The following is a 25,293-nucleotide window of genomic DNA, read 5'->3' on the forward strand; positions in this document are numbered from 1 at the left end:
CCATGGCAGAGGCCGATGCACAGATAACCCCCACCGGGACCGAAGACAGCGGCACAACCGGCTGGCGCGTCAAGCTGGCCGTCGCCTTGCTTGTTCTGCTCGCCATTGCCACCGTCGCCGTCACCAACCGCTGGCTTTCCGACCGTTTCACCGAAACCACCCGCCAACGCGCCGAACTCCGCTTGGCACTTTACTCCGGCAACATGGTCTCGGAATTGCAGCGGACCGCCGTTCTGCCCCTTTTGCTCGCCAATGACCCCGAACTCATTGGCGCCCTGCGTGGCCGCGATTTTTCCCGCACCTCTGCCCGCCTCATTGCCTTTCAGGAAGAACTCGGCACCGCCTCCATCCTCCTTCTCGATGCCGATGGCCGCACCGTTTCCGCCACTGACCGCAATGTCCTCGGCCAGATGCTCAACGCCACCCCCGCCTTTGTCCAGGGCCTCCGCTCCCCCGACACCGCCTTTGCCATCAACCCCCGCGAAGGCGCTGGCTTTGACTTCACCTATTCCCGCGCCATCCGCGCCGACAACCAGATCCAGGGCGTCGTCGTCGTCTCCGCCGACCTGTCCAAATTCGAACGTGCCTGGGCTGGCCTGCTCGATGCCGTCATGGTCGTTGACACCGACGACCGCGTTCTCTTGGCCACCGAACCCCGCTGGCGTGGCCTTTCCCAAGACGAGGCGCTGGAGGTCCAAGCCCCCACCACCGCCATCGGCCGCGCCCTTCGCCTCACCGCCGACTGGGCCAACGAACCCCCCGATGCCTATCTTCGTGGCGAGGCGGTCATGCAGACCGAAAGCCCCGTCGCCTTTCAGGGCTGGAAGATGGTCACCTTCACCGCCTATGATTCCGTCCGCGAAAAGGTCAACGGCATCCTTGCCCTTGAAATCATGGGCTTTGCCATCCTTCTTGCCGTCTCCTTCTTCTTCCTCTCCCGCAAGGCCTGGTCCCAGACCATGTCCTTCCAGCGCGAATCCCTTGAACTCCGCCGCCTCAACGCCCGCCTCCAGCGCGAAATCGCCGAACGCGAACGCGTCCAGAAAGACCTCGCCACCGCCGAACTCACCCTTGCCCAATCCTCCAAACTCGCCGCCTTGGGCGAAATGTCCGCTGCTGTCAGCCACGAACTCAACCAACCCCTCGCCGCCATGAAAACCTATCTCGCCGGCGCCCGCCTTCTTCTTCAACGCAAACGCCCCGAGGAAGCCCTCTCCTCCTTCCAGCGCATCGACGACCTTATCGAACGCATGGGCGCCATCACCCGCCAGCTCAAATCCTATGCCCGCAAGGGCGGCGAGGCTTTTGAACCCGTCGATCTGCGCAATTGCGTCTCTTCCGCCCTGTCGATGATGGAACCGCAATTGAAACTCCGCGTTGTCCGCATCACCCGCACCATTCCCCGCCAGCCCGTCATGGTCATGGCCGACCGGCTGCGCTTAGAACAGGTGATCATCAATTTGCTGCGAAACGGCATCGACGCGACCCAAGGCCTCGCCCAACCCCAGATCGACATCACCTTGTCGGCAGGCGAAACCGCCGTGCTGGCGGTGCGCGACAACGGCCACGGGATCAAGGATTTGGAGAATCTCTTCGAGCCGTTCTATACGACAAAGAAACCGGGCGAGGGGGTCGGTCTCGGACTGGCCATTTCGTCAGGAATTGTCACCGATCTGGGCGGTCGCCTGACCGCCCGGAATGGTGAAGGTGGGGGCGCGGTGTTTGAGGTGCAATTGCCCCTTTTGACCGCCGACGCAGAAGCTGCGCAATAGGAAGAATAATATGACCCGAGCAATGAAAGTGGCCATCGTCGATGACGAAGCCGATATGCGCCAATCCATCAGCCAATGGCTGGCGCTTTCCGGTTTCGACACCGTCACCTATGCCTCTGCCGAAGAGGCGCTGGCCGGGCTGGGGCAGGAATTCCCCGGCGTCATCGTCAGCGACATCCGCATGCCCGGCATGGATGGCATGGCCTTTCTGAAACGCCTGATGAGCCAGGATTCCGGCCTGCCCGTCATCATGATCACCGGCCACGGCGATGTGCCCATGGCGGTGGAGGCGATGCGCATCGGCGCCTATGATTTTCTGGAAAAGCCCTTCAACCCCGACCGCATGACCGAACTGGCGAAAAAGGCCACCAATGCCCGCCGCATGACGCTGGATGCCCGCGCGCTCCGCCGCGAACTCTCGGACGGCTCTACCCTGATGAAGAAACTCATCGGCGGCTCACCAGCCATGGAACGCTTGCGCGAAGACATCCTCGATCTGGGGCAGGCCGATAGCCATGTGCTGATCGACGGCGAAACCGGCACCGGCAAAACGCTTGTGGCCCATGCCCTGCACGCCGTCGGCCCCCGCGCGTCGAAGAAATTCGTCAGCGTGTCCTGCGCGGCGTGGAGCGAGGATCAACTGGGCGCGAAACTCTTCGGCCCCGCCGAGGACGGCGCCATTCCCCTGATCGAAGAGGCCCGCGGCGGCACGCTCTGCCTTGAGGATATCGAGGCACTGAGTCATGGGTTGCAGGCCCGCCTGCTGACGTTGATCAACGAACAGGGCACCCCGCCCGAAACCCGCATCATCGCCATCTGCAACCAGCATTCCCCCGATCAAAAGCTGGAAGATGTGCTGCGCCCTGACCTGTTCTATCGGCTGGGGGCCATGACCATCGTCCTGCCGCCGCTGCGCCAGCGGGGCGAGGATATCCTGACCCTGTTCACGCGGCTTTCCGAACAATTCGCCGAAGAATACGGCTGCGACGCGCCGCAGGTGACAGCCCAAGAGGCCGCCCAACTGCTGCAAGCCCCTTGGCCGGGCAACGTGCGGCAATTGGTTAACATCGCCGAACGCGCCGTCTTGCAGAACCGCCGGGGGTCCGGCTCCATCGCTTCGCTTTTGATGGCCGACAACGACAGCGCCAGCCCCGCCCTGACGACCGAAGGCAAACCCTTGAAGGACTATGTCGAGGCTTTTGAGCGGATGCTGATCGACAACACCATGCGCCGCCACAAGGGTTCCATCGTCGCGGTGATGGAGGAACTCTGCCTGCCCCGCCGGACCCTGAACGAAAAGATGGCGAAATACGGGTTGCAACGCGCGGATTACGTCTGATCCAGAACGACCTCGGGGGGCATCGAGCCCCCACTTGGTCGGCTGCTGCGCAGCAGGGGGGCAGCCGCCCCCCGCGCTGCGCGCTCCCCCCGAGGTATTTGGCGCAAGATGAAAGGGCTTTCATCTTGCCATAAATACCTGGGGGTATGAGCGAAGCGAATAGGGGGCAAAGCCCCCTCGAATGCATAGGCTTATGGCCAAAGGCCATGCCGCTGGATCCAACGGTCACGCCGTCCTGACTGTTGACAGACTCGGACGCTATTCCTTAAAAAGAATGCATTGTGCTGGTTTTTCAGTCCTGATTTTTCGTCACCGGGTTTTCCGGTGCATCACCTTCAACTTTGCAAGAAAGCGAGGCTTTTCATGGCATTTGTTATTGGTAACCCATGGGCAGAATCCCTGACTGGAACCGCCCTTTCCGACATCATCCTCGGCTTGGGCGGGAATGACTATATCACCGCTTTGGATGGCGACGATATCCTCGACGGTGGCGAAGGGGATGACCAGATTTATGGCGGCAACGGCAATGACACCTTCCTGATCGGGGCCAATCCCGGCAATGACTATCTGATGGGCGATGCGGGGCAGGATACGCTTGATCTGCGCGGCTTTGGCGGCGCGATGGGGGTGACGCTCGACCTGCAACAGTCGGTGGCCTATCTTTACGGAACGGTGTCGCCGAACGTGTTGCAATATCACGGTTTTGAATCGGCCTATGGCACGCGGCTGGCCGATGTTTTGCTGGGCACCGTCGGGGCGAATGTTCTGGGCGGACTGGAGGGTGACGACCGGCTGGAGGGACGGGCGGGCAATGACCGGCTTCTGGGCGGTGTGGGTCAGGACAGGCTGCTGGGCGGCGATGGCGATGATACGCTGGAAGGCGGCGAAGGGGCCGATCAGATTGACGGTGGGGCAGGGCGTGATCTGTTGACCTATGCCTTTTCCACCGCCGGGGTGCGGGTGGTGCTGTCGCGGGGCACCGGCCAGTTTGGTGAGGCCGAGGGCGACGCGATCAAGGGCATCGAGCTGGTGGAAGGCTCGCATTACGACGACAGTTTGGTCGGTTCTTCTGCGGCGGAAACACTGTTCGGCGGGCAGGGGCATGACAGCCTTATGGGGCAGGACGGGGCCGACGATCTTCAGGGCGGGGCAGGGGAGGATACTCTGGATGGCGGCAAAGGCAATGACCGGGCCTTGGGCGGTGACGGTCACGATCTGATCCGTGGTGGGGCCGGGGCCGATAGGCTTTATGGTCTGGCCGGGGCGGATACGATCGACGGGGGGGAGGAGGATGATTTCATCGATGGGGGTGAAGGAAGCGATGTTTTGTCCGGCGGGCTGGGTGTGGATACCCTCTCCTACCAATCCTCCCGCGGCGGGGTTTCCGTTGATCTGACCACCGGCCGCGCCGACAATGGCCCCTATGGCCAAGACCGCATCGCGGGCTTTGAAATTGTCGTGGGCTCGGTCTGGAACGACCGTTTCCAAGGCGATGCTGCCGACAACCGCTTTGACGGCGATCTGGGCGATGATCTGGCCCAAGGGGCCGCTGGCAACGATCAGCTTTATGGCGGCGATGGGCAGGACACCCTTGACGGCGGCGATGGCGATGATCTGCACGATGGCGGCACGGGCCATGACCTTTTCCTTGGCAGCGAAGGCTCCGACACCATCCATGGGGGCGACGGCCTCGACACCGTGTCCTATCAAGACAGCCACGCCGCCGTCTGGCTCTCCCTCGGTTCCGGCCAAGCCTGGTTCGGCACCGCCAATGGCGACAGCCTTTCCCTTGTCGAAAACGCCGTGGGTTCCGCCTACAACGACACCCTTCTCGGCTCCTCCGCCCACAACACCCTCGACGGCGGCAAGGGCGATGACCACCTCTCCTCTGGCGAGGGCGAAGACCTTCTGATCGGCGCCGATGGCAACGACTGGCTCGAATCCGGCCGCGATTCCGATACCCTTCACGGCGGCACCGGCACCAACACCCTCCTAGGCGATGACGGCAAAGACCTCCTCATCTCCCAAGGCACCCAAGACATCCTCACCGGCGGTGCCCACCAAGACACCTTCCAATTCCTCCAACACGATCCCAAAGACCCCCCCCAATGGGCCACCATCACCGATTTCACCACCGGTGAAGACACCATCGACCTCACCCACTTCCACCTAAGATGGATCGGCACCGACCCCTTCAAACCCGACGCCGGCCCCCTTGTCCGCATCACCGACGACGGCCGCGATGTCTTTGTTGAACTTGACCTTGATGGCGACACCAACCCTGACGCCATCATCACCCTTCAGGGCCTTTCCTCCGCCCAAAACCTCTCCCTTTCCGATTTCCTCCTTTAACCCCTTGCATCCCGACCCCCGAACCCCTTTGCTTTACCCAAAGCCAAGGGGTTCGCCATGCCACATCTTCTTCTCGGACAAGTCCTTTCCTTCCACGCCAACCCCTTCCACACCGACCCCCTTCAAGCCGCCCATATCGAAACCCATGGCGCCGTCCTCATCGACCAAGGCCGCATCCTCGCCACCGGCCCTGCCGTCCAACTCCGCCCCCAACACCCCCAAGCCACAGTCCACGACTACGGCCAGGCCCTCATTTCCCCCGGCTTCATCGACGCCCATGTCCATTACCCCCAAACCCCCATCATCGCCTCTTGGGGCAAGCGTCTTATTGACTGGCTCAACACCTACACCTTCCCCCAAGAGGCCCGCTTTCACGACCCCAACTATGCCCTCGACATCGCCAACCGCTACTGCGACCTCACCCTTGCCCATGGTACCACCTCTTTCTGCACCTACACCACCATCCACCCCACCTCTGTCGATGCCATCTTCACCGCCGCCCAAACCCGCCGCCAACGCATCTGGGCTGGCAAAACCTGCATGGACCGCAACGCCCCCGACAACCTCCTCGACACCCCCAAATCCGCCTATGACGACTCCAAAGCCCTCCTCCAGAAATGGCACGCCCAAGACCGCCTTTCCTATGTCATCACCCCCCGCTTTTCCCCCACCTCCACCCCCGAACAGCTTCACGCCTTGGGCTCCCTCTGGCGCGAATACCCCGATTGCCTCATGCAGACCCACCTTTCTGAGCAACTCGACGAAATCGCTTGGGTCAAAGACCTTTTCCCCCAATCCCGTGACTACCTTGACACCTATGAGGCCCAAGGCCTGCTGGGCGAACGCGCCCTTTACGGCCACTCCATCCACCTCACCCCCCGCGAAATCGCCCGCCTGACCGAGGCCGGCGCTTCCCTCATCCACTGCCCCACCTCCAATGCCTTCATCGGCTCGGGCCTGTTCGACATGACCCTCGCCAAAACCCTCCGCACCGGCCTTGCCACCGACACCGGCGGCGGTTCCTCCTTCTCCATGCTCCGCACCATGGCCGCGGCCTATGACATTGCCCAGCTCCGCGGCCAGTCGCTCCACCCCGCCCAGCTTTGGTGGCTCGCCACCCAAGGCTCCGCCCGCGCCCTGCACGCCGACCACCAGATCGGGAATATTGCGCCCGGAATGGAGGCCGACCTGACCATCCTCGACCTCGCCTCCACCCCCGCCATCGCCCAAGCGGTGGAACGGGCTGAGACCCCTTGGCAAGCCCTCTTCCCCACCGTGATGATGGGCGACGACCGCGCGATCAGGGCGGTTTGGGTGGGGGGCGAGGAGCACAGACAGACAGCCCCGTAGGGTGCGTGATTTCACGCACCACCCACATAACCCAACAAAAACAACCACTCCCCGTAGGGTGCGCCTTCATGGCGCACCAAGAAGCGACCACAACTCCACGCGACCACCCCTCAACCCACCCCACGCCGCCCCGGCCCCCGAGCCGGGGCCTCGCCGTTCAAAGCGAAACCGTCGAGGCCCCGGGTCAAGCCCGGGGCGACGAACCAATGCCACAAACCCTTGCGACATTCCTTCAAGGGAATATATTCGCCCCACTCGAACGCCGAAAGGCAGGAACAAAAATGACCGGACGCACCTCTTTCTCTGTCCTTCGCAGCCGGATGTCCCCTGAATCCCAAGCGCAAGCCCATGAAAAATCCTTGGCGCTAAAGGGGGACATGGCCCTCGCCGAACTCCGCCGCGCCATGCGCCTCTCACAAGAGGAATTGGCCGCCGCCCTGAACATCAACCAGGCCTCGGTCGCCAAAATGGAAAAGCGCACCGACATGTATGTCGGCACCCTGCGCCGCTTCATTCAGGCGATGGGCGGAGAGTTGGACATCATCGCCCGCTTCCCGGATCGGTCAATCAAGATTGATCAGTTTGGGGATCGGTGAAGGGGGGCGGCCCGGAATGCTGTCAGGATAGAACTTCCCGAAGGCGATGGTTGGCGATTAGGGGGGCAGAAGCGCGAGTGAGGGCTTGCCTATCCGCGCTCACTGTTCTCAAAATCGTACAAGACAAGGGCCGCTCTAAACAGCGAACTGTAGTCTTTCGATTCCAGGGCCGACCGCCCCATGCTTTCAATCGCCGCCCGTTGTATGCTCGAATTTTTTAAATCAAATCCGACTGTTGCAATACATCGGTATATCCACCCCGCCTTGTGTCCTCCATACAGCCCCTCCTGCAAGATGACTTCCGAAGTGGCAACAGACCAAGCGAGATGGGCTTGGCTCGCATCAAAGAGAACCAACTCTTGGGCGTGACATGCCCGAACATAAGCGAAGTCTTCTTCTGTCAACGCCGACTTTGCCGCCGACAAAAGCTGGTCCAGATGATCTACGGGCACATCGGGTGTCAGCACCTCGCTCCACGCATAGTCAGGCTGCTCAATCCCCTGCATCAACCTGACGGCCGCGTCGATGTCCCCAAGCCTTGCCCGCAGATTGGCAATTTCGCGGCTGGCCTGCGCGCCCAGCCCAAAGCCGCCCCATTGAATCGGGCCGCTCACCATACCAATTCCGACAACCTCATTCTCTTTTCTGGGAAAATCCGCCTCGGCCAGATCAAGACTGTGTCGAATCTCGGCAGTATCTGCACCGGCCAAAGCCAAAGCCTTGGCCGCTTCAATATGCGGGAATGCCGGAAAGATGCCGCGTTTTTGCTGGGCAAGCGCTGCAAGCTCTCGGGCGAAATCCAGTGCCTGCTCTGTGTCTCCACGTTCAGCGGTGCGCTCTATGATTTCACCCATTTCGGTAAAATCTGGCCAAGGCTCTTTGCGCGCCGCCTTGGAAAATAAATCTGACAGGTAAGTCCGCGCAACAGCCACATCACCGGATACCTCGGCCGCACGAAGTTGCATCTCTTTTTGGCAGTCCACTTTTTCCCCGCATAGCTCAGCAGCAATTTCAGGGCCGATCAAAACAAAAACTTCATCATTCAGTCGCTCATGCCAGTTTTCATCCGTGGCCAACGGCCGCAAAACATCAACAGCGTCATCACGTTGTCCCACAAGCGCAAACAGTTCGGCTGCATAGGCTCGATACGTGGCGCTCTGCGGGCCAGACCCGCTAACCTTTTCGGCGATCATCGCGGCCATTTCCGAAATGATCGCGCGTGTCTTATCATCCGGTAGGCGTCGCACCACATTCCGTGGGCCATAGGGCTGGTCGCCCCAAAGATCCAGTGCACTGATAAAAATAGAGCCCGGATCTGCACCGGCGGTTTGCGCAAAGGCGTCCCTTGGGCTTTGCCCCCCCATGATCGCCGCGGTCATCCGATGGCTCGCCACATGCCGGTTTGCCGCCGCTATGGCCGCTTCCGGAGAGCTTTCTTTGCCTTGTTGGATGCGCAGTTCAAGCGCAAATGCTTGATCAATGTACTCCATCTGCCCCAGCGCCCTGATCTCATTCAGGTAACTGGGCAGCGATTTGGCCCGCGATGCCTCCGCGACTCCTATGTCAGCCAAGCAAGTCGAAGTCATCTGCGTGGCACAGTTGGTGTATTGGTCGTTCAATTCTCGGCGCCCAGGCAAAAATTCAAGCGCCAAGAAAATCGCGAAGGCCGCTATCAGGGTGAGAAGTCCTAGGCGTGGCATGTCTTTAATCATTGAGGGGCATCAGCACAGTAGTGAGTTGATATTCTGAAACAGTTGATAAAGTACTTACAGGGCTAAAGGCCATGCCATATCGCGCTTGGGATGATTGCATTTCTTTTCTATCCCGTGAAGGCTGCATTTTCCTTTCATGGCATCACTCTTGCAGTGCAGCGGGTTGACTCATGTAGAAAAACATTCAATATATAGCATATATCAACAATCCCAACACCTTACCCCCCATTTCACGCGTGAAAACCCCCTGCACAGCCCCTGTGCGGCCCCGACCCCTTCCAACGAAACCGATCCTCCCTTACATCCGAACCCAACGCATCCAAGGTTCGCAATCATGAAAAAGATCGGTTTCCTCTCCTTCGGCCATTGGTCCCCCTCGCCGCAGTCCGGCACCCGTTCGGCGGCCGATGTTCTCCTCCAATCCATCGAACTGGCCGAGGCGGCCGAGGAACTGGGGGCCGACGGGGCCTATTATCGGGTCCACCATTTCGCCCGCCAACTCGCCTCGCCCTTCCCCCTGCTGGCCGCCGTGGGGGCGCGGACGAAGACCATCGAAATCGGGACCGGCGTCATCGACATGCGCTACGAAAACCCGTTTTACATGGTCGAGGATGCCAGCTCCGCCGACCTGATCGCGGGCGGTCGCCTGCAACTCGGCATCTCTCGCGGTTCGCCCGAGCAGGTGATCGAAGGCTGGCGGCATTTCGGATATGCCCCGGCAGAAGGCGAGACCGAGGCCGACATGGCCCGCCGCCACGCCGAGACTTTCTATGAACTGCTGAAAGGCAAGGGCTTCGCCAAACCCAACCCCCGCCCCATGTTCCCCAACCCGCCGGGTCTTTTGCGGCTGGAACCGGTATCGGAAGGCCTGCGCGACCGGATCTGGTGGGGTGCCGCCTCAGACGCGACGGCGGTCTGGGCGGGGACTTTGGGGATGAACCTGCAAAGCTCCACCCTGAAATGGGACGAGTCGGGCGAACCGCTGCACATCCAGCAAACCAAACAAATCCGGGCGTATAAAGAGGCCTTCAAAGCGGCGGGCCACCAACGGGAACCCCGTGTGTCGGTCAGCCGGTCGATCTTTGCCCTGATGAACGACATGGACCGGATCTATTTCGGCGATGGTCGGCCCGAACAGGACCAGATTGGCGTCATCGACAACACCCGCGCCGTCTTTGGCCGGTCCTATGCTGCCGAACCCGACAAACTGATCGACATGCTGCGCGAGGATACGGCCATTGCCGAGGCGGATACGCTGCTTCTGACCGTGCCGAACCAGCTGGGCGTGGCCTACAACGCCCATGTGATCGAATCGATCCTGAAACACGTCGCCCCGGCTTTGGGCTGGCGTTAAGCGGCCCGCAGTTCGACAACCATTTCTTCTGATTGGGTGGGGTCAAAATCCAGCCCCGCCCAGTCGCCCCAAAGGCCTGTCAGCCTTAACCCCGCCGCATTGGCCAGCCGTTCGATCTGGATGGGCTGCCAGAACCGCAGGCGGCTTTCGCTGGTCAGGCTTTCCCCCGACACCACAAATTCCTGCGTAAAGTCGATCATGTCGCCCTGTCTTTGGCGAACACAGCGGCGGATCAGCACCGGCCCCTGATCGGTGGTCCAGTGTTGCTCCTTGTTCCAACGCGCCGCCCAATCCAGCGCCGGGTTGCGCGTTTCAAAGACAACGCGGCCGTTAGGGGCCAGATGCAAGGCCATGGTCTGCAACACCGCCAAGGCCTGCGCCTCGTCCAGCAGGACCTGAAAGGCATTGCCCGTCATCACCACCAGATCAAAGCGCCCCGCATCGCGGAACGTCTCGGCTGTGGCTTCCACCCAGCGGACCAGCGACCCGTCCTTGCGCTGGCGCGCCACCACCAGCATCGCAGGGGACGGATCAACACCCGTGACCCGATGCCCCGCCCGCGCAAAGGCCGCCGTCAGCAACCCCGTGCCGCAGCCCAGATCCAGCACCGAAATCGGACTGGCCCCCGCCAGCGACAGATAAAAGTCGCGATCTTCCGACCAGCCGCTTTCCAGATCATAGATCGCGGCCAGCCGGGCATCGGCATAGTGCAGATCGACCATCCGCCAACCTATTCCTCGGTGAACAGGCCCCAGCCGTCAGGCAGGAAGTCAAAGCGCAGCGCGATTTCGGTGCCCAGCTTTTCCCAGTGCCAGATGTTTTCATCGGTCGTCTCGATCGGCCCGATGGTGGCCTCAAAATATTCGTCATCCTCGTGGTGAACAGTCGTAAAACCCGCCGCCTGCAGCGCCGTCGCAAGACCCGTCCAGTTGGCGTCAAAGCCATCGGGATAGAACTGGAAATCCACCATCGCCTTGGCCGGAAAATCCGCTTCCTGCCGCATCTCGGCCAGGCTTTCCAGCGTTTCGGCCCGCTGTTCTTCGTAATCGTGTGCCATTGTGTTCCCCGCTTTCCGACCTAGTTTCCGTCTTCCATCAACACCCAGCCATCCGGCTCGAATTCAAAGGTCAGCGCGATTTCGGTCGCGATCTTTTCCTGTTTCCAGATCTCTTGCGGCGTCACCGGAATCGGTCCGAAACTGGCGTCCAGCGTATCCTCATCCTCGAACACGGCGCAGCGAAAGCCTTTCGCCTCCAGCGCCTTGCTCAAGCCCGCCCAGTTCGGTTCGCTGGATTCTGGAAAGAACTGATAGGTGATGACCGCCGATTTCGGCAGGTCAGCCCCTTCGCCCAAAGCTTCAAAGGTTTCAAAGGTTTCGGCCTTTTGGGCGTTGTAATCATGGGACATGGGTCAGCTCGGGTTGGGGCAATAGCCCAGTTCAAAAATGCGGGTCGGGGTCCACAGCGCGGCGTTCTTGTCTTCGAAAGACAGGGCCGGGCCGGGTTCTTCGCTGCCGCCAAACATGGTCTTGCCGCTGGCCAGATCGGCGTCGCATTCATAGGACATGTCGGGCGACTGATAATCGGTGATCCGCCAGTAATAGCCAGTCGCCATGAACATGTTGTCCATGAACTGAATCGTCAGCGCCTCGCGCGTTTCGGCCTGTTCATCGGCGCTTTCTGTGACAGCAAGAAGCGTCATCGTGTCGCTGCCGGGGATCAGTTCCAGGCGTTGTTCGCCGGGTTCGATGAGGTTGTCGCGGAACATCAGCGTTTCGACGCGCATGGCGGGGTCGCCCGTGGCCTCGGGGACAGCGCCCATGCCGTTCCAGATTTGCAGGGCAACATGGTCGCCCTTATCCTCCATCTGGGCGCGGAAGTAGAAGCCTTGGTTGGATTCCCCGGCCCAGTTGCCAGTGACCTCCGACAGGATGGGGCCGGACAGGGCAGGGGAGGAGAGGAAGGGAAGCAGGATCAGAGCGCGCATGGGTTCCTCGGGCGGTTTGAAACCATTTAGCCGAAAGTGGCGGCAAGGGAAACGGGCGTTACCCCATCAACCCCTTGGCCAACACATTCTGCCTTTCCACCACGCGGCCCAAATCCACCGTCAGCATCCGACCCCCGCCCACCACCTGCCGCCCCTCAACGAACAGGTCGCGCACTTGGGTTGGCCCGCACAGCACCAAACCCGCCACGGCGTCCCAGTTGCCGGCGGCTTGCACCCCCGTCATATCCCAAACCGCCAGATCGGCGCGCATGCCCACGGCGATCTGGCCGCAATCGTTGCGGCCCAGAACCTCGGCCCCGCCACGGGTCGCCAGCCGCAGGGCGGTGCGGGCGGATAGGGCATCGGCCCCGTAAGCCACGCGTTGCAACAAAAGCGTCTGCCGCGCTTCGGCCATAAGATTCCCAGCGTCATTGCTGGCGGAACCATCCACTCCCAGCCCGACCTTTACCCCCCGCGCCAGCATGTCCCGCACCGGCGCGATGCCAGACCCAAGGCGGCAGTTGGAACAGGGGCAATGGGCGATGCCCGTGCCCGTGCGGGCGAACAGCGCCTGTTCAGTGGTATCCAGCTTCACGCAATGGGCGTGCCAGACATCGGGGCCGGTCCAGCCCAAATCCTCGGCATATTGCCCCGGACGGCAACCGAATTGTGCCAAGGAATAGGCGACATCCTCATCATTCTCGGCCAGATGGGTGTGCAGCATCACGCCCTTGTCCCGCGCCAGAAGGGCGGCTTCCCGCATCAGGTCGCGGCTGACGGAAAAGGGCGAACAGGGCGCAAGGCCTACGCGGACCATCGCCCCCGGCTTTCGGTCGTGAAAGCGGTCCACGACGCGGATCATATCTTCCAGAATGTCCGTTTCCTTTTCCACCAGCGCATCCGGCGGCAGACCGCCCTTGCTTTCCCCAATGCTCATCGCGCCGCGTGTCGGGTGAAAGCGCAGGCCCACTTCGCGGGCGGCGTCAATGGTATCCTCCAGCCGCGCGCCGTTGGGGTAAAGATACAGATGGTCCGAGGTCAGCGTGCAGCCCGACAGCGCCAGTTCGGCAAGGCCCACTTGGGCCGAGACGAACATCTCTTCTGGCCCAAAGCGGGCCCAGATCGGGTAAAGCGTTTTCAGCCAGCCGAACAGCAGCGCGTCCTGCCCGCCCGGAACGGCGCGGGTCAGGGTCTGGTACAGGTGGTGATGGGTGTTCACTAAACCGGGTGTGACCACACAGCCCGAAGCGTTCAGAACCTGACCCGAGGTCGCCAGCCCATGGCCGACGGCCACAATAACGCCGTCACGGATCAGGACATCGCCCCCGGCGATTTCATCCCCTGCGTCGTTCATCGTGACCAGATGGGCGGCCCCCCGGATCAGGGTTTCCATCTAGCGGCGCGCGCCGAGAACCATGACCCAGCTTGGCCGAGATCCATCGGCCAGACCCAGGCCGATTTCACGCATCCGCGGGTTTAGGATATTGGCGCGGTGGCCCGGTGATTTCATCCAGAAGGCCATCGCCTGTTCGGCGCTGCCAAAGCCCCAGCCGGTGTTTTCGGCGGCGGTGGTGATCAGATAGTTCTGCCGCCGCAAGCGCTGGGTCAGATTCGATCCATCGGTGCCGGTATGGCTGATACCGCCGCGCGCCGCATTGTCACAGGCATGGGCTTGGGCGGTTTTCATGAGCGCAGACGACAGCGTGACAGGCGAAAGGCCGGCCGCCTTGCGCTGGGCATTGACGCTGGCCACAACGCGCGCCGCCTCGCCGCTGGCACGGGCCGGGGTGGCGCATTTGGAACTGGCCGGGGCCGCTGTGGCGGCGGGGGGCGTGGGATAGCGCATGCGGGTGGTTGTGGTTCCCGTGCCTTCGATCGGGATCGGCACGACGATGCAGGCGGAAAGGGCAAAGGCGGCAAGGAACGGCATTGTGAAGGGCAGGCGCATGGGTATGGGCTTTTCCTGATCTGGTTTCATGGGCTTGGACCTGCTAGCGCTGGCCGTGACGCAACCATAGGCAGGTTTTCGGGGAAGGGAAGTCCGATGCTGGATACAGCGATGCGGCCAGTGATTGACCGCCCCTTGAATGCGATGGGGCGGCGGCTGGCCGCCATGGGGATCGGCGCGGATGAGGTGACCCTGTTCGGGCTGGCACTGGGCTTGATGGCCGCACTGATGATTGCGCTGGGCCTGTCGGGTTGGCTGGTGCTGGTGCCCTTGTTCCTGAACCGGCTGGCGGATGGGCTGGACGGGGCGGTGGCGCGGGCGACGGTAAAGACCGATTTCGGTGGCTACCTCGACCTGACCTGTGATTTTCTGTTTTACGGGGCCATTCCGCTGGCTTTTGCCTTTCGCGATGCCGATCAGAATGCGCTGGCGACGGGGTTTTTGCTGCTGTGTTTCTATGTGAATGGCGCCTCGTTCCTGGGCTATGCGGCGCTTGCGGCCAAGGCGGGGATGGAGACGGACGCGCAGGGCGAAAAGTCGCTTTATTATGCGGCGGGGCTGATGGAGGGGACGGAAACCATTGTTTTCTTTACCCTCTTTGCACTGTTTCCCGGACTTTTTCCGGCCCTTGCGGTGCTTTTCGGCCTGCTTTGCCTGATCACCGCCGGGGCGCGGCTGGTCTTGGCGCGGCGGGTGTTCGGCTGAATTTCCTGCGCGGCGGGGCCCAACGTTAACCAAGCGTTCACGCTGTGCGGGGCAAAAGGGCGGCGGGCGGGGCCGGGGCCCTTGCCCGGCTTTGTGACTTGGCTGGTCTTGCAGCCCCCCGCAGGCAGGACTAAGGTTTACATATGGTGGCCCCACGGGCCGGGTTTGGGAAGGCGTGCGGAAGATGAATGATCCTGTCCAGCAGTTCTATAATTTCGTCATTCCGACGGTCGAGGAAACCACGTCGCGCGGGTCGATCCGCTATGACATTTTCTCGCGCCTGCTGAAGGAACGGATCATTTTCGTAGCAGGCCCCGTGCATGACGAAATGGCGACGATCATCTGCGCGCAGCTTTTGTTTCTTGAGGCGGAAAATCCGTCCAAGGAAATCAGCATGTATATCAACAGCCCCGGTGGTGTCGTGACCGCTGGCCTGTCGATCTATGACACGATGCAGTATATCAAGCCCAAGATTTCAACGCTGGTCATCGGACAAGCGGCCAGCATGGGTTCGTTGCTGCTGACAGCGGGGCAAAAGGGCATGCGTTTCAGCCTTCCGAACAGCCGGATCATGGTCCACCAACCTTCGGGCGGGTATCAGGGGCAGGCGACGGATATTCTGATCCACGCCAAGGAAACCGAAAAGCTGAAGCGTCGGTTGAACGAAATTTATGTGCGCCATACCGGCAATGATTACGACACGGTCGAGGCGGCGCTGGAGCGGGACAATTTCAAATCGGCGGAAGAGGCCAAGGAATGGGGCCTGATCGACGAGATTCTGGAAAGCCGTGGCAAAGCTGACGACAGTGGCAAGTGAATGAGCGATCGGCCCCTTGGGGCCGATTATGCGTTGTGACGGCCGGAAGCATGGCTTAGACTTTCGGAAATTGGTGGGGCGCAAGGGAACACATGGCGACGAATTCAGGCGGCGACAGCAAGAACACCCTCTATTGCTCGTTTTGTGGCAAAAGCCAGCACGAGGTTCGCAAGCTGATTGCCGGGCCGACCGTGTTCATCTGTGACGAATGCGTCGAACTTTGCATGGACATCATCCGCGAGGAAACCAAAACCGCGGGCCTGAAAGCGACCGATGGGGTGCCGACCCCGCGAGACATCTGCAAAGTGCTGGACGATTATGTGATCGGTCAGGAAAAGGCGAAACGGGTTCTGTCGGTGGCGGTGCATAACCACTATAAACGGCTGAACCATTCGTCGAAGACGGATATTGAACTGTCCAAGTCGAACATCCTGCTGATCGGACCGACAGGCTGCGGCAAGACGCTGCTGGCGCAGACCTTGGCGCGGATTCTGGATGTTCCGTTCACGATGGCCGATGCGACGACGCTAACCGAAGCGGGCTATGTCGGGGAAGATGTGGAGAACATCATCCTGAAACTGTTGCAGGCCAGCGAATACAACGTGGAACGGGCGCAGCGCGGCATCGTCTATATCGACGAGGTCGATAAGATCACGCGCAAGTCGGACAATCCGTCGATCACGCGGGATGTGTCGGGCGAGGGTGTGCAGCAGGCGCTGTTGAAAATCATGGAAGGCACGGTTGCTTCGGTGCCGCCGCAGGGCGGGCGGAAGCATCCGCAGCAAGAATTCCTGCAAGTCGATACGACGAACATCCTGTTCATCTGCGGCGGGGCCTTTGCGGGCTTGGACAAGATCATTGCCCAGCGGAACAAGGGCTCGGCCATGGGCTTTGGGGCGGCGGTGAAAGACCCGGATGCCAAGGGCGTGGGGGAGTTGTTCAAGGAACTGGAGCCTGAGGATCTGCTGAAATTCGGTCTGATCCCGGAATTTGTCGGCCGTCTGCCGGTGATTGCGACGCTGGAAGATCTGGACGAAGCAGCGCTGGTCACGATCCTGACCGAACCGAAGAACGCGCTGGTGAAACAGTATCAACGTCTGTTTGAGATTGAGGGCGTGCAACTGACCTTTACCCCCGACGCGATGTCGGCGGTGGCGCAGCGGGCGATCAAGCGCAAGACAGGCGCGCGGGGCCTGCGGTCGATCATGGAAGATATCTTGCTCGACACGATGTTCGAACTGCCGGGGCTGGATGGCGTCAGCGAAGTGGTGGTCAAGGAAGAGGCCGTGAACAACGGGGCAAAGCCGCTGTTGGTCCATGCCGAACCGAAAAAGAAAGAAGCGGCCAGCGCGGGTTGACCGGGGGGCGGCCTTTATCTGCCGGGTCCAATGGCAGCCACTGGACCTGCGCCCCGGCTTGGGGCATATCAGGCGCAAAGTAGCGGAGACTTCCCGATGTATTTCCTGAAACGCCTTCTGACTTGGTGGAACAGCCAGACGCTGGGGACGCAGATCTTTACCGCGCGCAAGGGGGTGAAGGTCGGGCAGGATGATCAGGGCAACGTCTATTACCGCACGCGCGACGACAAGCGCCGCTGGGTGATTTACAAGGGCGAAATGGAAGCCAGCCGCATTGCTCCCGATTGGCATGGCTGGCTGCATTTCACTTGGGACAAGACGCCCGCCGAACAGCCCTTGGCGCACAAGGCTTGGGAAAAGCCGCATCAGGAAAACCTGACGGGCACCGTCGCGGCCTATGCCCCCCCCGGCAGTATCCGCAAAGGGGCCCCCGCCGAACGGCGGGATTACGAGGCTTGGGCACCGGAATAAGACATGGCTGAAAACACGACAGAGGTGGTGGCCGGCGGTTTGGTTCTGGCCGTGGCGCTGGGCTTTCTGGCCTATGCGGGACAGGTCAGCGGCTTTACGGGCGGGGCAGGCGGGGGCTATCCCTTGACCGCCAGTTTCCGTTCGGTCGACGGAATCAGCGTCGGCACCGATGTGCGGTTGGCAGGGGTCAAGGTCGGGACCATCACCAAGCTGGAACTGAACCCGCAGACCTATTTCGCCGATGCGACGATTTCCATGCGCGACGACATCGCGCTGCCCGACGACAGCGCCATCCTGATTTCCAGCGAAGGCCTGCTGGGCGGGAACTATGTTGAGGTTCTGCCGGGTGGGTCGCTGACCAATCTGGAGCCGGGGGCCGAGATTGAGGACACGCAGGGTTCTGTCTCCCTCGTCAGCCTGCTGATGAAATTCGTCTCGGCGCAGGCGGGTGATCCGGCGCAGCCGACCGATGCGCCCGAAGGCAACTAATGATGCGATCCGCGCTTGTCGCCTTGGCCCTTTTGGCCCAGCCCGCGATGGCGCAGGATGCGACCTCGGCCACCGGTGGCATTCTGCGCTGGCTGGACAAGCTGACGGGCGAAACAGCGGACATTGAACTTGCGGCGGGTGAGGGGGCGGTCAGCGGGCAGTTGACCATCCTTTTGGACGAATGCCGCTACCCGACCGAAAACCCCACATCCGACGCTTTCATGCATCTGACGATCACCGATGAACGGGTGGGCGGGCCGGTGTTTTCCGGCTGGATGGTGGCCTCCAGCCCAGCGCTTTCGGCGCTGGACCATGCGCGCTATGACGTTTGGCCCTTGCGCTGCCTTTTGCCCGATGGGGCGGGGCCGGTGCTGGACGGGGCTGATTCCGCCGCCGAAGAAGGTGCGGTTTCCACCAGCGAGCGCCCGCGCGCCAATCCGGCCAACGAATAATCCGGACGAAAGCCGGGCGGGTTGAATCGGGCTTTGGCCTCCACCGCCTTTTTCAGACGGCGCAGATATTCGGCCCGCGGGATTTCGACAGCCCCAAGGCTGGCCAGATGCGGCGTGTTGAACTGGGTGTCGAAGAGGGTAAAGCCGCCCGCCTGCAAGCGCTGCATCAGAAAGGCCAGCGCGATTTTCGAGGCATCGGTTTCACGCGAAAACATGCTTTCGCCAAAGAAGGCCGCACCTAAGGTGACGCCATAGATGCCGCCGATCAACCGCGCGCCGTTCCAGACCTCTAGGCTATGGGCATGACCCTTACGGTAAAGGTCCAGATACAGGCCCTCGATGGTGGGGTTGATCCAGGTTTCGGGGCGGTCGGCACAGCCCTGTAAGACGCCGCGAAAGTCGCGGTCTGTGGTGATCTGGAACTGACCTTTGGCCAAGGTGCGGGCCAAAGAGCGCGAGACATGAAAGCCGCCGATGGGAAAGACCCCGCGTTGGCGGGGCTCGATCCAGTGGATTTGCAGATTGTCACGGCTTTCGGCCATGGGAAAGATGCCCAAGGCATAGGCCCGAAGCAGCGTATCCGCCGTCAGGCCGGGTTGGACGGGCCCGCTCATGCAGGCCCCCCCGTCATCCGAAATTCGCCGCCAGCCATTTTTCCAGCCAGTGGATGTTGTAATCCCCCGACTGGATGTCGGCCTCGTCCAGCAGCGCGTGGAACAGGGGAACGGTCGTATCCACCCCGTCCACGATCAACTCGCCCAAGGCGCGTTTCAGTCGGGCCAAGGCTTCGGGCCGGTCACGGCCCTGCACGATCAGCTTGCCGATCAGGCTGTCGTAATAGGGCGGGATCGAATAGCCGGAATAAAGCGCCGAATCCATCCGGACGCCCAGACCGCCGGGCGCGTGGAACATCCGCACCTTGCCGGGGCAGGGCGCAAAATTCGGCAGCCGCTCGGCGTTGATCCGCACCTCGATCGCATGGCCATTGATCACGAGGTCATCCTGCGTGAACGACATCGGCAGACCACCCGCCACCCGGATCTGTTCGCGCACCAGATCGACGCCAAAGATGCCTTCGGTCACCGGATGTTCGACCTGCAAACGGGTGTTCATCTCGATGAAGTAGAATTCACCGTCTTCATAGAGGAATTCGATGGTTCCCGCGCCGATATAGTTGATGGCGGCCACCGCATCGGCACAGATCTTGCCGATCTTGGCGCGCAGTTCCGGGGTGATCACCGGGCCCGGCGCTTCCTCGAACACCTTCTGGTGACGCCGTTGCAGCGAACAATCGCGTTCGCCCAGGTGGACGGCCTTGCCCTTGCCATCGCCAAACACCTGAATTTCGATATGGCGCGGCTTTTGCAGGTATTTCTCGATATAGACTTCGTCATTGCCAAAGGCGGCTTTCGCCTCGGACCGCGCGGTGCGGAAGGCCACTTCCAATTCACCCACATCGCGGGCGACCTTCATCCCACGGCCACCGCCGCCGGCAGTCGCCTTGATGATGATCGGAAAGCCAATGGTTTCCGCGACCTTCACCGCCGTTTCAAAGTCGGGCACGCCACCATCCGAGCCGGGCACCACCGGAATACCCAGATTCTTGGCGGTTTCCTTGGCAGTGATCTTGTCGCCCATGATGCGGATATGTTCTGCCGAAGGGCCAATAAAGGTGATGCCGTGGTCTTCTAAGGCCTGTGAAAACGCGGCGTTTTCCGACAGGAAGCCATAGCCCGGATGCACCGCTTGTGCGCCGGTGATTTCGCAGGCGGAAATGATCGCCGCCTTGGACAGATAGCTTTCCGAGCTGGAGGCCGGGCCGATGCAGACGGATTCGTCGGCCATGCGGACATGCATCGCATCGGAATCGGCGGTGGAATGCACCGCGACCGATTTGATCCCCATTTCACGGCAGGCACGGATGACCCGCAGGGCGATTTCGCCCCGGTTGGCGATCAGGATCTTTTCAAAGATGGGTGCAGTCAATGGCCCGCCCCTTATTCGATGATCAGCATCGGTGCGCCGAATTCGACGGGGTTACCGTCGGCGACCAAAATACGCTTCACCGTCCCGGCATGGGGGGCAGGGATCTGGTTCATGGTCTTCATCGCCTCGATGATCAGAACGGTTTGACCCGCCGACACCTGCTGGCCCACGGTCACAAACGGTGCGGCCCCCGGCTCAGCGGCCAGATAGACGGTGCCCACCATGGGCGAAGTGACAGCGCCGGGATGCTGGGCCGGATCTTCCGGTGCGGCCGCAGGGGGCGCCGCTGCCGCAGGAGCCGCGCTATGGGCCACGGGGGCAGCATGTTGCATCGGGGCAGGGGCCGCGATGGTCATAACCGGGCCGTTCTTGGACACTTTCACATCTAGCCGGTCGTCGGGGCCATATTCGCGCTTTACCGAAAGCTCGGTCAGGTCGTTCTTGTTCAGAAGCTCGGCCAGGGCCTGAATAAAGGCCACGTCCGCTTCGCTGTTCTGTTTGCTCATGCCGTCCTCGGTCTTGTCTGCGGGTCTGTCCCGGATTCATGTGCTTATACCTGCGGGGTGCGCAGGTGGGAAGCGTCCTTTGCCGCTTCCTTTTGGGGCGGCCCAATCTGTGGGCAGATAGTCTGTCGGATTCACAAATCTATCGTTGGACTAGGTTTTGGCAGACCTCGAAATACAAGATGGCCGTGGGCAGGGGCGGGATGCCGCCGAGTTTGTCCAAGCGACCCTTGCGGTGCAGCAAGCCCAGCCTTGCGCCGCACTGGCTGCCAAGCTACCCCGCAGTGATAGCAACGGCGGGTAAACGCAGATGTTCGAAACGATGATCGAGGCCGTTCTGGGCTTTGTGCGCGACAACCGCGATTGGGCTTTTTGGATTGCGCTGGTCTTTGCCTTGGGCGAGACGGTGGCCTTTGTGTCGATCCTCATCCCCTCTACCGCGATTCTGATCGGGGTTGGGGCCTTGGTCGCAACGGGAGAATTGTCGTTGTTTCCGATTTGGGCCGGGGCCTCCATTGGCGCGGTGCTCGGGTCTTTCCTGTCCTATGGTCTGGGGCGCTACTATGGCGAAAGCGTCATGCAGCTTTGGCCCCTGCGCAACCATCCGGAACTGATCGACAAAGGCCGCAACGCTTTTCGCCGTTGGGGGTCGATGGCCGTGCTGATCGGGCATTTCTTTGGGCCGCTGCGGGCGGTGGTCTTTGTGATGGCAGGGTTTTCGCGAATGCCGCCGATGGTCTATGCGCCGGTCAATGTGCTGGGCTGTTTGGCCTGGGCCTATGTGACGCCGACCTTTGGCGAGGTGGCGGGCCATCTGATTGGCTGGATCTGGCGCGCCTTGGGTTACTAAGCGCTTTTCCACTCCGCAGTTCGGCATAAAAGGGTAAACAAACCTTTAAGGCAGCGGCCGCAGCAACCTTGTGAACAAGGTTTGCAGATATTCCCCTGCTTCGGCCCAAGGGTCATGCCCCTCGCCCAAGACCCCGCGCACCTGCACGTCGAAATCGGCATAATGCTGAGTCAGCGCCCAGATCGAAAAGATCAGATGCACCGGGTTCAACCGCGCGATACGGCCCTGATCCATCCAAGCTTGCAGCACTTTCGCCTTTTGATCCACCAGCGCCTTCAGGTCGCCCGTGATTGCATCCATCATACGCGGCGCGCCTTGGAGCATTTCATTGGCAAAGAGCCGACTTTCCCGTGGAAAATCCCGTGCCAGTTGCAGCTTTCGCTGCACATAGGCCAGAATCTCCGCCACCGGATCACCGCCCGCGTTCATCGCGCGCAACGGGTCAAGCCAAGTCTCCAGCAAACGCGCCAGAAGGGCCTGATGCATCGCTTCCTTAGAGGCAAAGTAATACAGGAGGTTCGGTTTCGACAGCCCAGCCCGTTCGGCGATCTGGTCCAACGTCGCCCCGCGAAACCCATGGCTGGAAAACACGTCCAACGCCGCCTCAAGGATCAGCGCATGGTTCTTGGCCTGAATGCGGGTGCGCGGGCGGGATGTGGTCATCGGGTCCGATCTTTTTGCAGGCGTTTCCCCATATTCCCGTCCTTGACCAAACGGTCAATCCTTGAACCGTTGCCACAGCGCTGCTAGGCTGATTTTTAATTTGATCAAACGTGCAGCCGCCCGGAAAGGCATCGCCATGGCTCTTGACCGCAAACCCGCCCCGAATGACCTGAACGCTTTCTGGATGCCCTTCACGGCGAACCGGCAGTTCAAGAAAAACCCGCGCATGTTCGTGGGGGCGAAAGACATGCATTACACGACCAGCGACGGGCGTCAGGTGCTGGACGGAACGGCAGGGCTTTGGTGCTGCAATGCCGGGCATGGTCAGCCAAAGATCACCGAGGCGATTGCGCGGCAAGCGGGGGAATTGGACTATGCGCCCGCTTTTCAGATGGGGCATCCCGCGGCCTTTGAGCTGGCGAACCGGATCATCGAGATCGCGCCGAAGGGGATGGAGCATGTGTTCTATACCAACTCTGGCTCGGAATCGGTGGAAACGGCGCTGAAACTGGCCATTGCCTATCATCGGGCACGCGGCGAAGGCGCACGGACGCGGCTGATCGGGCGCGAGCGGGGCTATCATGGCGTGAACTTTGGCGGGATTTCCGTGGGGGGGATCGTCAACAACCGCAAAATGTTTGGCACTTTGCTGGGCGGGGTCGATCATATGCCCCATACCCATCTGCCCGCGCTGAATGCGTTTTCCAAGGGCCAGCCGGAACATGGGGCGAATCTGGCGGATGATCTGGAACGGATCGTGGCGCTGCATGGGGCGGAAACCATCGCGGCGGTGATTGTGGAACCGGTGGCGGGTTCGACGGGCGTGCTGATCCCGCCGAAGGGCTATCTGGAAAAGCTGCGGGCGATTACGGCGAAACATGGCATCTTGTTGATCTTTGACGAGGTGATTACCGGGTTTGGGCGTCTGGGCTCGGCCTTTGCGTCGCAGCATTATGGAGTGCTGCCCGATATGATGACGACCGCCAAGGGCCTGACGAATGGCGTTATTCCCATGGGCGCGGTGATCACCACGGGGGCGGTGCATGACGCGTTCATGGGCGGGCCGGAGCATATGATCGAGCTGTTCCACGGTTATACCTATTCGGGCAACCCGGTGGCGAGCGCGGCGGGGATTGCGACCTTGGAGGTCTATAAAGAACAGGGCCTGTTCGAACGGGCCGCCGAGCTGGCGCCTTATTGGGCCGATGCGGTGCATTCCTTGAAGGGCGCGCGGCATGTGATCGATGTGCGGAACGAAGGGCTGATTGGGGCGGTGGAGCTGGAAGGGATTCCGGGCGAGCCGACGAAGCGCGCCTTCAGCGCGTTTCTGGCGGCCTATGAGAAGGGGATTTTGATCCGCACGACCGGGGATATCATTGCGATGTCGCCGCCGCTGATCATCAGCAAGGGGCAGATTGATCAGTTGATCGGGACTCTGGGGGAAGTGTTGAAGGGGCTGGAGTGAGGGCTTTTCACGCGTGAAATCGGGTGTAAATCTTTGGGATTTATAAGATTTCTGAGATTTGGTTTGTAGGGTTTGCGCTTCATCTGCCCTATGGATTGACCAGATCTAGGGCTATTGGCATAATATGCCAATAGCCCGCAGGAGACCGCCATGCCCACCCGCAACGTTGTTCTGACCGACCATCAATCCGAATTCGTCGATGCGCTGGTCGCTTCGGGCCGTTACCAGAACGCCAGTGAGGCGATGCGCTCGGGTCTGCGCCTGTTGGAACGCGAAGAAGCGGCTTGGGAAGAGGTGCGCAAGGGCGTGCTGGAAGGTCTGGCGCAGGTGGAGCGGGGTGAATTTGCCCAAGGCACGCCCGAGGAAATTTTTGAACGCGCGTTCAACGCAGGCATCAGCCGCGCCAAGATCAGCCAAGCATCTTGAAACCACTAAATTTCTCTCCCCGTTCGGAAAGGGCGCTGGAGAAGATCGCTCTATGGTCTGCCGAGAATTTTGGCGTGGCGCGGGCGCGGCGATACAGCGCTGACCTTCTGGCCGCGTGCAATCGCATCACACGAAACGAGGCTCGTTGGCGCTACTGCCGCGATGTCTTTGCCCCCCGCCTTCACGCCGAACTGCGTTTCACCCGATCCGGCCGTCATTTCATCATCTTCCTAGACACCCCCGACGAAATTCAGATCATCGACTTTATCCACCAATCCGCCGACATCGGCGGCAGACTGGAAAGCTCCGAAGAATGAGAACGCTCTGCACCGCCACCACCCTGATCGACGACGACCGTGTCCGTGTCACCCGCTTCGACTTTGCCCCTGCGGCCGAAACCGGATGGCATCGGCATGGCCATGATTATGTCATCACCACCATCACCGATTGCCCGATGCTGCTGGAAGAACCGGGCGGCACCAGTCGTTCGGTGATGATCCCCGCCGGAACCGCCTATCGCCGCAGTGAAGGCGTCGAGCATAACGTGGTGAACGCGGGCGAGGCCCCGATGAGCTTTGTTGAGGTGGAGTTGAAGTAAGGCGGCAGAGTCGGGGTAAACCCCGACTTACGCCTGCCTGCGGTTTAGGCATTGCCCATGACCCGTGCATCCTTTTGCATCACCCGACCCGCCGTTTTGCT

The 25,293-nt window shown here is 61.1% G+C and carries 27 protein-coding genes and 1 pseudogene; 17 read left to right on the forward strand and 11 right to left on the reverse strand.

The features are described from left to right. The first annotated feature begins 2 nt into the window (after window positions 1-2). The 5 genes from IE095_RS10550 (at window position 3) to IE095_RS10570 (ending at window position 7,409) form a co-directional block, all read left to right on the forward strand. Window positions 3-1,772: a sensor histidine kinase gene (locus IE095_RS10550; protein ID WP_189411630.1), complete on the forward strand. Its 1,770-nt coding sequence runs from the start codon at window positions 3-5 to the stop codon at window positions 1,770-1,772. A gap of 10 nt (window positions 1,773-1,782) precedes the next feature. After that, a complete protein-coding gene (locus IE095_RS10555) occupies window positions 1,783-3,111 on the forward strand; it encodes a sigma-54-dependent transcriptional regulator (protein WP_189411631.1) in 1,329 nt (442 codons plus the stop codon). Window positions 3,112-3,474: 363 nt separating this feature from the next. Then, window positions 3,475-5,463, forward strand: coding sequence for a calcium-binding protein (locus IE095_RS10560; protein WP_189411632.1), 1,989 nt, complete (start codon window positions 3,475-3,477; stop codon window positions 5,461-5,463). Window positions 5,464-5,520: 57 nt separating this feature from the next. Then, window positions 5,521-6,813 carry a guanine deaminase gene (gene guaD, locus IE095_RS10565; RefSeq protein WP_189411633.1) on the forward strand — a complete coding sequence of 431 codons (1,293 nt, stop codon included), beginning with the start codon at window positions 5,521-5,523 and terminating at the stop codon, window positions 6,811-6,813. A gap of 281 nt (window positions 6,814-7,094) precedes the next feature. Further along, window positions 7,095-7,409: an XRE family transcriptional regulator gene (locus IE095_RS10570; protein ID WP_189411634.1), complete on the forward strand. Its 315-nt coding sequence runs from the start codon at window positions 7,095-7,097 to the stop codon at window positions 7,407-7,409. Between the two features lie 89 nt (window positions 7,410-7,498). Here IE095_RS10570 and IE095_RS10575 read toward each other — a convergent pair whose 3' ends face one another. Next, window positions 7,499-9,121: a hypothetical protein gene (locus IE095_RS10575; RefSeq protein ID WP_189411635.1), complete on the reverse strand. Its 1,623-nt coding sequence runs from the start codon at window positions 9,119-9,121 to the stop codon at window positions 7,499-7,501. 334 nt (window positions 9,122-9,455) lie between these two features. Here IE095_RS10575 and IE095_RS10580 point away from each other — a divergent pair, with 334 nt between their 5' ends. Then, entirely contained in the window at window positions 9,456-10,475 is a 1,020-nt protein-coding gene (locus tag IE095_RS10580) for an LLM class flavin-dependent oxidoreductase (protein WP_189411636.1), read from the forward strand. Here IE095_RS10580 and IE095_RS10585 read toward each other — a convergent pair. The 6 genes from IE095_RS10585 to IE095_RS10610 are packed head-to-tail and all read right to left on the reverse strand — an operon-like array spanning window position 10,472 to window position 14,439. Then, on the reverse strand, window positions 10,472-11,197 hold the full coding sequence (locus tag IE095_RS10585; protein ID WP_189411637.1) for a class I SAM-dependent methyltransferase: 726 nt from the start codon (window positions 11,195-11,197) through the stop codon (window positions 10,472-10,474). The two genes, IE095_RS10580 and IE095_RS10585, sit on opposite strands and share 4 nt — an antisense overlap. 8 nt (window positions 11,198-11,205) lie before the next feature. After that, the gene (locus tag IE095_RS10590; protein ID WP_189411638.1) at window positions 11,206-11,532 is read right to left on the reverse strand and encodes a ribonuclease E inhibitor RraB; all 327 of its coding nucleotides are present in this window, start codon (window positions 11,530-11,532) and stop codon (window positions 11,206-11,208) included. A gap of 20 nt (window positions 11,533-11,552) precedes the next feature. After that, complete coding sequence (locus IE095_RS10595) at window positions 11,553-11,882, reverse strand: hypothetical protein (RefSeq protein ID WP_189411639.1); 330 nt, start codon at window positions 11,880-11,882, stop codon at window positions 11,553-11,555. Between the two features lie 3 nt (window positions 11,883-11,885). Continuing rightward, window positions 11,886-12,461: a hypothetical protein gene (locus tag IE095_RS10600; RefSeq protein ID WP_189411640.1), complete on the reverse strand. Its 576-nt coding sequence runs from the start codon at window positions 12,459-12,461 to the stop codon at window positions 11,886-11,888. 58 nt (window positions 12,462-12,519) lie between these two features. Continuing rightward, window positions 12,520-13,854, reverse strand: a complete 1,335-nt coding sequence (locus IE095_RS10605) for an 8-oxoguanine deaminase (RefSeq protein WP_189411641.1) — start codon at window positions 13,852-13,854, stop codon at window positions 12,520-12,522. Continuing rightward, window positions 13,855-14,439 carry a CAP domain-containing protein gene (locus IE095_RS10610; protein ID WP_189411642.1) on the reverse strand — a complete coding sequence of 195 codons (585 nt, stop codon included), beginning with the start codon at window positions 14,437-14,439 and terminating at the stop codon, window positions 13,855-13,857. Between the two features lie 66 nt (window positions 14,440-14,505). On the opposite strand from IE095_RS10610, the gene IE095_RS10615 reads away from it, so the two are divergent. From IE095_RS10615 to IE095_RS18335, 6 genes and pseudogenes are all read left to right on the forward strand, one after another. Continuing rightward, on the forward strand, window positions 14,506-15,114 hold the full coding sequence (locus IE095_RS10615) for a CDP-alcohol phosphatidyltransferase family protein (protein WP_189411643.1): 609 nt from the start codon (window positions 14,506-14,508) through the stop codon (window positions 15,112-15,114). Window positions 15,115-15,298: 184 nt separating this feature from the next. Continuing rightward, a complete protein-coding gene (locus tag IE095_RS10620; protein WP_189411644.1) occupies window positions 15,299-15,931 on the forward strand; it encodes an ATP-dependent Clp protease proteolytic subunit in 633 nt (210 codons plus the stop codon). A 92-nt stretch (window positions 15,932-16,023) separates the two neighbouring features. Then, on the forward strand, window positions 16,024-17,289 hold the full coding sequence (gene clpX, locus IE095_RS10625) for an ATP-dependent Clp protease ATP-binding subunit ClpX (protein WP_189411645.1): 1,266 nt from the start codon (window positions 16,024-16,026) through the stop codon (window positions 17,287-17,289). 96 nt (window positions 17,290-17,385) lie between these two features. Then, window positions 17,386-17,760: an NADH:ubiquinone oxidoreductase subunit NDUFA12 gene (locus IE095_RS10630; RefSeq protein ID WP_189411646.1), complete on the forward strand. Its 375-nt coding sequence runs from the start codon at window positions 17,386-17,388 to the stop codon at window positions 17,758-17,760. A gap of 3 nt (window positions 17,761-17,763) precedes the next feature. After that, window positions 17,764-18,249 (forward strand): outer membrane lipid asymmetry maintenance protein MlaD, encoded by a 486-nt coding sequence (mlaD, locus tag IE095_RS10635; RefSeq protein ID WP_189411647.1) that lies wholly within the window; start codon window positions 17,764-17,766, stop codon window positions 18,247-18,249. Between the two features lie 47 nt (window positions 18,250-18,296). Continuing rightward, window positions 18,297-18,533 (forward strand): annotated as a pseudogene (locus IE095_RS18335) (DUF2155 domain-containing protein); the annotation flags it as partial. 35 nt (window positions 18,534-18,568) lie between these two features. On the opposite strand, the gene aat reads toward IE095_RS18335, so the two are convergent. The 3 genes from aat to accB are packed head-to-tail and all read right to left on the reverse strand — an operon-like array spanning window position 18,569 to window position 21,193. Beyond that, window positions 18,569-19,315: a leucyl/phenylalanyl-tRNA--protein transferase gene (gene aat / locus IE095_RS10640; protein ID WP_189411648.1), complete on the reverse strand. Its 747-nt coding sequence runs from the start codon at window positions 19,313-19,315 to the stop codon at window positions 18,569-18,571. A gap of 13 nt (window positions 19,316-19,328) precedes the next feature. Beyond that, a complete protein-coding gene (accC, locus tag IE095_RS10645; RefSeq protein ID WP_189411868.1) occupies window positions 19,329-20,675 on the reverse strand; it encodes an acetyl-CoA carboxylase biotin carboxylase subunit in 1,347 nt (448 codons plus the stop codon). A gap of 23 nt (window positions 20,676-20,698) precedes the next feature. Then, entirely contained in the window at window positions 20,699-21,193 is a 495-nt protein-coding gene (accB, locus tag IE095_RS10650) for an acetyl-CoA carboxylase biotin carboxyl carrier protein (RefSeq protein ID WP_189411649.1), read from the reverse strand. A gap of 307 nt (window positions 21,194-21,500) precedes the next feature. On the opposite strand from accB, the gene IE095_RS10655 reads away from it, so the two are divergent. Next, window positions 21,501-22,040, forward strand: a complete 540-nt coding sequence (locus IE095_RS10655; protein WP_189411650.1) for a DedA family protein — start codon at window positions 21,501-21,503, stop codon at window positions 22,038-22,040. A gap of 45 nt (window positions 22,041-22,085) precedes the next feature. On the opposite strand, the gene IE095_RS10660 is transcribed toward IE095_RS10655, so the two are convergent. Beyond that, entirely contained in the window at window positions 22,086-22,703 is a 618-nt protein-coding gene (locus IE095_RS10660) for a TetR family transcriptional regulator C-terminal domain-containing protein (RefSeq protein ID WP_189411651.1), read from the reverse strand. A 136-nt stretch (window positions 22,704-22,839) separates the two neighbouring features. On the opposite strand from IE095_RS10660, the gene aptA reads away from it, so the two are divergent. The 4 genes from aptA to IE095_RS10680 all read left to right on the forward strand — a co-directional run bounded on the left by aptA (window position 22,840) and on the right by IE095_RS10680 (window position 25,192). Further along, on the forward strand, window positions 22,840-24,168 hold the full coding sequence (gene aptA, locus IE095_RS10665; protein WP_189411652.1) for an omega-aminotransferase AptA: 1,329 nt from the start codon (window positions 22,840-22,842) through the stop codon (window positions 24,166-24,168). A 150-nt stretch (window positions 24,169-24,318) separates the two neighbouring features. Next, on the forward strand, window positions 24,319-24,594 hold the full coding sequence (locus IE095_RS10670; protein WP_189411653.1) for a type II toxin-antitoxin system ParD family antitoxin: 276 nt from the start codon (window positions 24,319-24,321) through the stop codon (window positions 24,592-24,594). Further along, entirely contained in the window at window positions 24,591-24,911 is a 321-nt protein-coding gene (locus IE095_RS10675) for a type II toxin-antitoxin system RelE/ParE family toxin (RefSeq protein WP_189411654.1), read from the forward strand. Before IE095_RS10670 ends, IE095_RS10675 begins: the two co-directional genes overlap by 4 nt. Next, window positions 24,908-25,192 (forward strand): cupin domain-containing protein, encoded by a 285-nt coding sequence (locus IE095_RS10680; RefSeq protein ID WP_189411655.1) that lies wholly within the window; start codon window positions 24,908-24,910, stop codon window positions 25,190-25,192. Before IE095_RS10675 ends, IE095_RS10680 begins: the two co-directional genes overlap by 4 nt. Window positions 25,193-25,293 lie beyond the last annotated feature (101 nt).

The sequence above is a fragment of the Neogemmobacter tilapiae genome (assembly GCF_014652215.1).
In the GTDB taxonomy this organism is placed as follows: domain Bacteria; phylum Pseudomonadota; class Alphaproteobacteria; order Rhodobacterales; family Rhodobacteraceae; genus Neogemmobacter; species Neogemmobacter tilapiae.

Bases quoted from the DNA above. Each gene is read 5' to 3' on its own strand.
- IE095_RS10620 (WP_189411644.1), top strand. From the start codon at position 15,299: ATGAATGATCCTGTCCAGCAGTTCTATAATTTCGTCATTCCGACGGTC.
- IE095_RS10615 (WP_189411643.1), top strand. From the start codon at position 14,506: ATGCTGGATACAGCGATGCGGCCAGTGATTGACCGCCCCTTGAATGCG.
- guaD (WP_189411633.1), top strand. From the start codon at position 5,521: ATGCCACATCTTCTTCTCGGACAAGTCCTTTCCTTCCACGCCAACCCC.
- IE095_RS10550 (WP_189411630.1), top strand. From the start codon at position 3: ATGGCAGAGGCCGATGCACAGATAACCCCCACCGGGACCGAAGACAGC.
- IE095_RS10570 (WP_189411634.1), top strand. From the start codon at position 7,095: ATGACCGGACGCACCTCTTTCTCTGTCCTTCGCAGCCGGATGTCCCCT.
- IE095_RS10590 (WP_189411638.1), bottom strand. From the start codon at position 11,532: ATGGCACACGATTACGAAGAACAGCGGGCCGAAACGCTGGAAAGCCTG.
- IE095_RS10610 (WP_189411642.1), bottom strand. From the start codon at position 14,439: ATGAAACCAGATCAGGAAAAGCCCATACCCATGCGCCTGCCCTTCACA.
- IE095_RS10585 (WP_189411637.1), bottom strand. From the start codon at position 11,197: ATGGTCGATCTGCACTATGCCGATGCCCGGCTGGCCGCGATCTATGAT.
- IE095_RS10660 (WP_189411651.1), bottom strand. From the start codon at position 22,703: ATGACCACATCCCGCCCGCGCACCCGCATTCAGGCCAAGAACCATGCG.
- IE095_RS10575 (WP_189411635.1), bottom strand. From the start codon at position 9,121: ATGATTAAAGACATGCCACGCCTAGGACTTCTCACCCTGATAGCGGCC.
- IE095_RS10630 (WP_189411646.1), top strand. From the start codon at position 17,386: ATGTATTTCCTGAAACGCCTTCTGACTTGGTGGAACAGCCAGACGCTG.
- IE095_RS10680 (WP_189411655.1), top strand. From the start codon at position 24,908: ATGAGAACGCTCTGCACCGCCACCACCCTGATCGACGACGACCGTGTC.
- IE095_RS10655 (WP_189411650.1), top strand. From the start codon at position 21,501: ATGTTCGAAACGATGATCGAGGCCGTTCTGGGCTTTGTGCGCGACAAC.
- aptA (WP_189411652.1), top strand. From the start codon at position 22,840: ATGGCTCTTGACCGCAAACCCGCCCCGAATGACCTGAACGCTTTCTGG.
- aat (WP_189411648.1), bottom strand. From the start codon at position 19,315: ATGAGCGGGCCCGTCCAACCCGGCCTGACGGCGGATACGCTGCTTCGG.
- IE095_RS10600 (WP_189411640.1), bottom strand. From the start codon at position 12,461: ATGCGCGCTCTGATCCTGCTTCCCTTCCTCTCCTCCCCTGCCCTGTCC.
- IE095_RS10580 (WP_189411636.1), top strand. From the start codon at position 9,456: ATGAAAAAGATCGGTTTCCTCTCCTTCGGCCATTGGTCCCCCTCGCCG.
- mlaD (WP_189411647.1), top strand. From the start codon at position 17,764: ATGGCTGAAAACACGACAGAGGTGGTGGCCGGCGGTTTGGTTCTGGCC.
- IE095_RS10670 (WP_189411653.1), top strand. From the start codon at position 24,319: ATGCCCACCCGCAACGTTGTTCTGACCGACCATCAATCCGAATTCGTC.
- IE095_RS10560 (WP_189411632.1), top strand. From the start codon at position 3,475: ATGGCATTTGTTATTGGTAACCCATGGGCAGAATCCCTGACTGGAACC.
- IE095_RS10605 (WP_189411641.1), bottom strand. From the start codon at position 13,854: ATGGAAACCCTGATCCGGGGGGCCGCCCATCTGGTCACGATGAACGAC.
- IE095_RS10555 (WP_189411631.1), top strand. From the start codon at position 1,783: ATGACCCGAGCAATGAAAGTGGCCATCGTCGATGACGAAGCCGATATG.
- accB (WP_189411649.1), bottom strand. From the start codon at position 21,193: ATGAGCAAACAGAACAGCGAAGCGGACGTGGCCTTTATTCAGGCCCTG.
- clpX (WP_189411645.1), top strand. From the start codon at position 16,024: ATGGCGACGAATTCAGGCGGCGACAGCAAGAACACCCTCTATTGCTCG.
- IE095_RS10595 (WP_189411639.1), bottom strand. From the start codon at position 11,882: ATGTCCCATGATTACAACGCCCAAAAGGCCGAAACCTTTGAAACCTTT.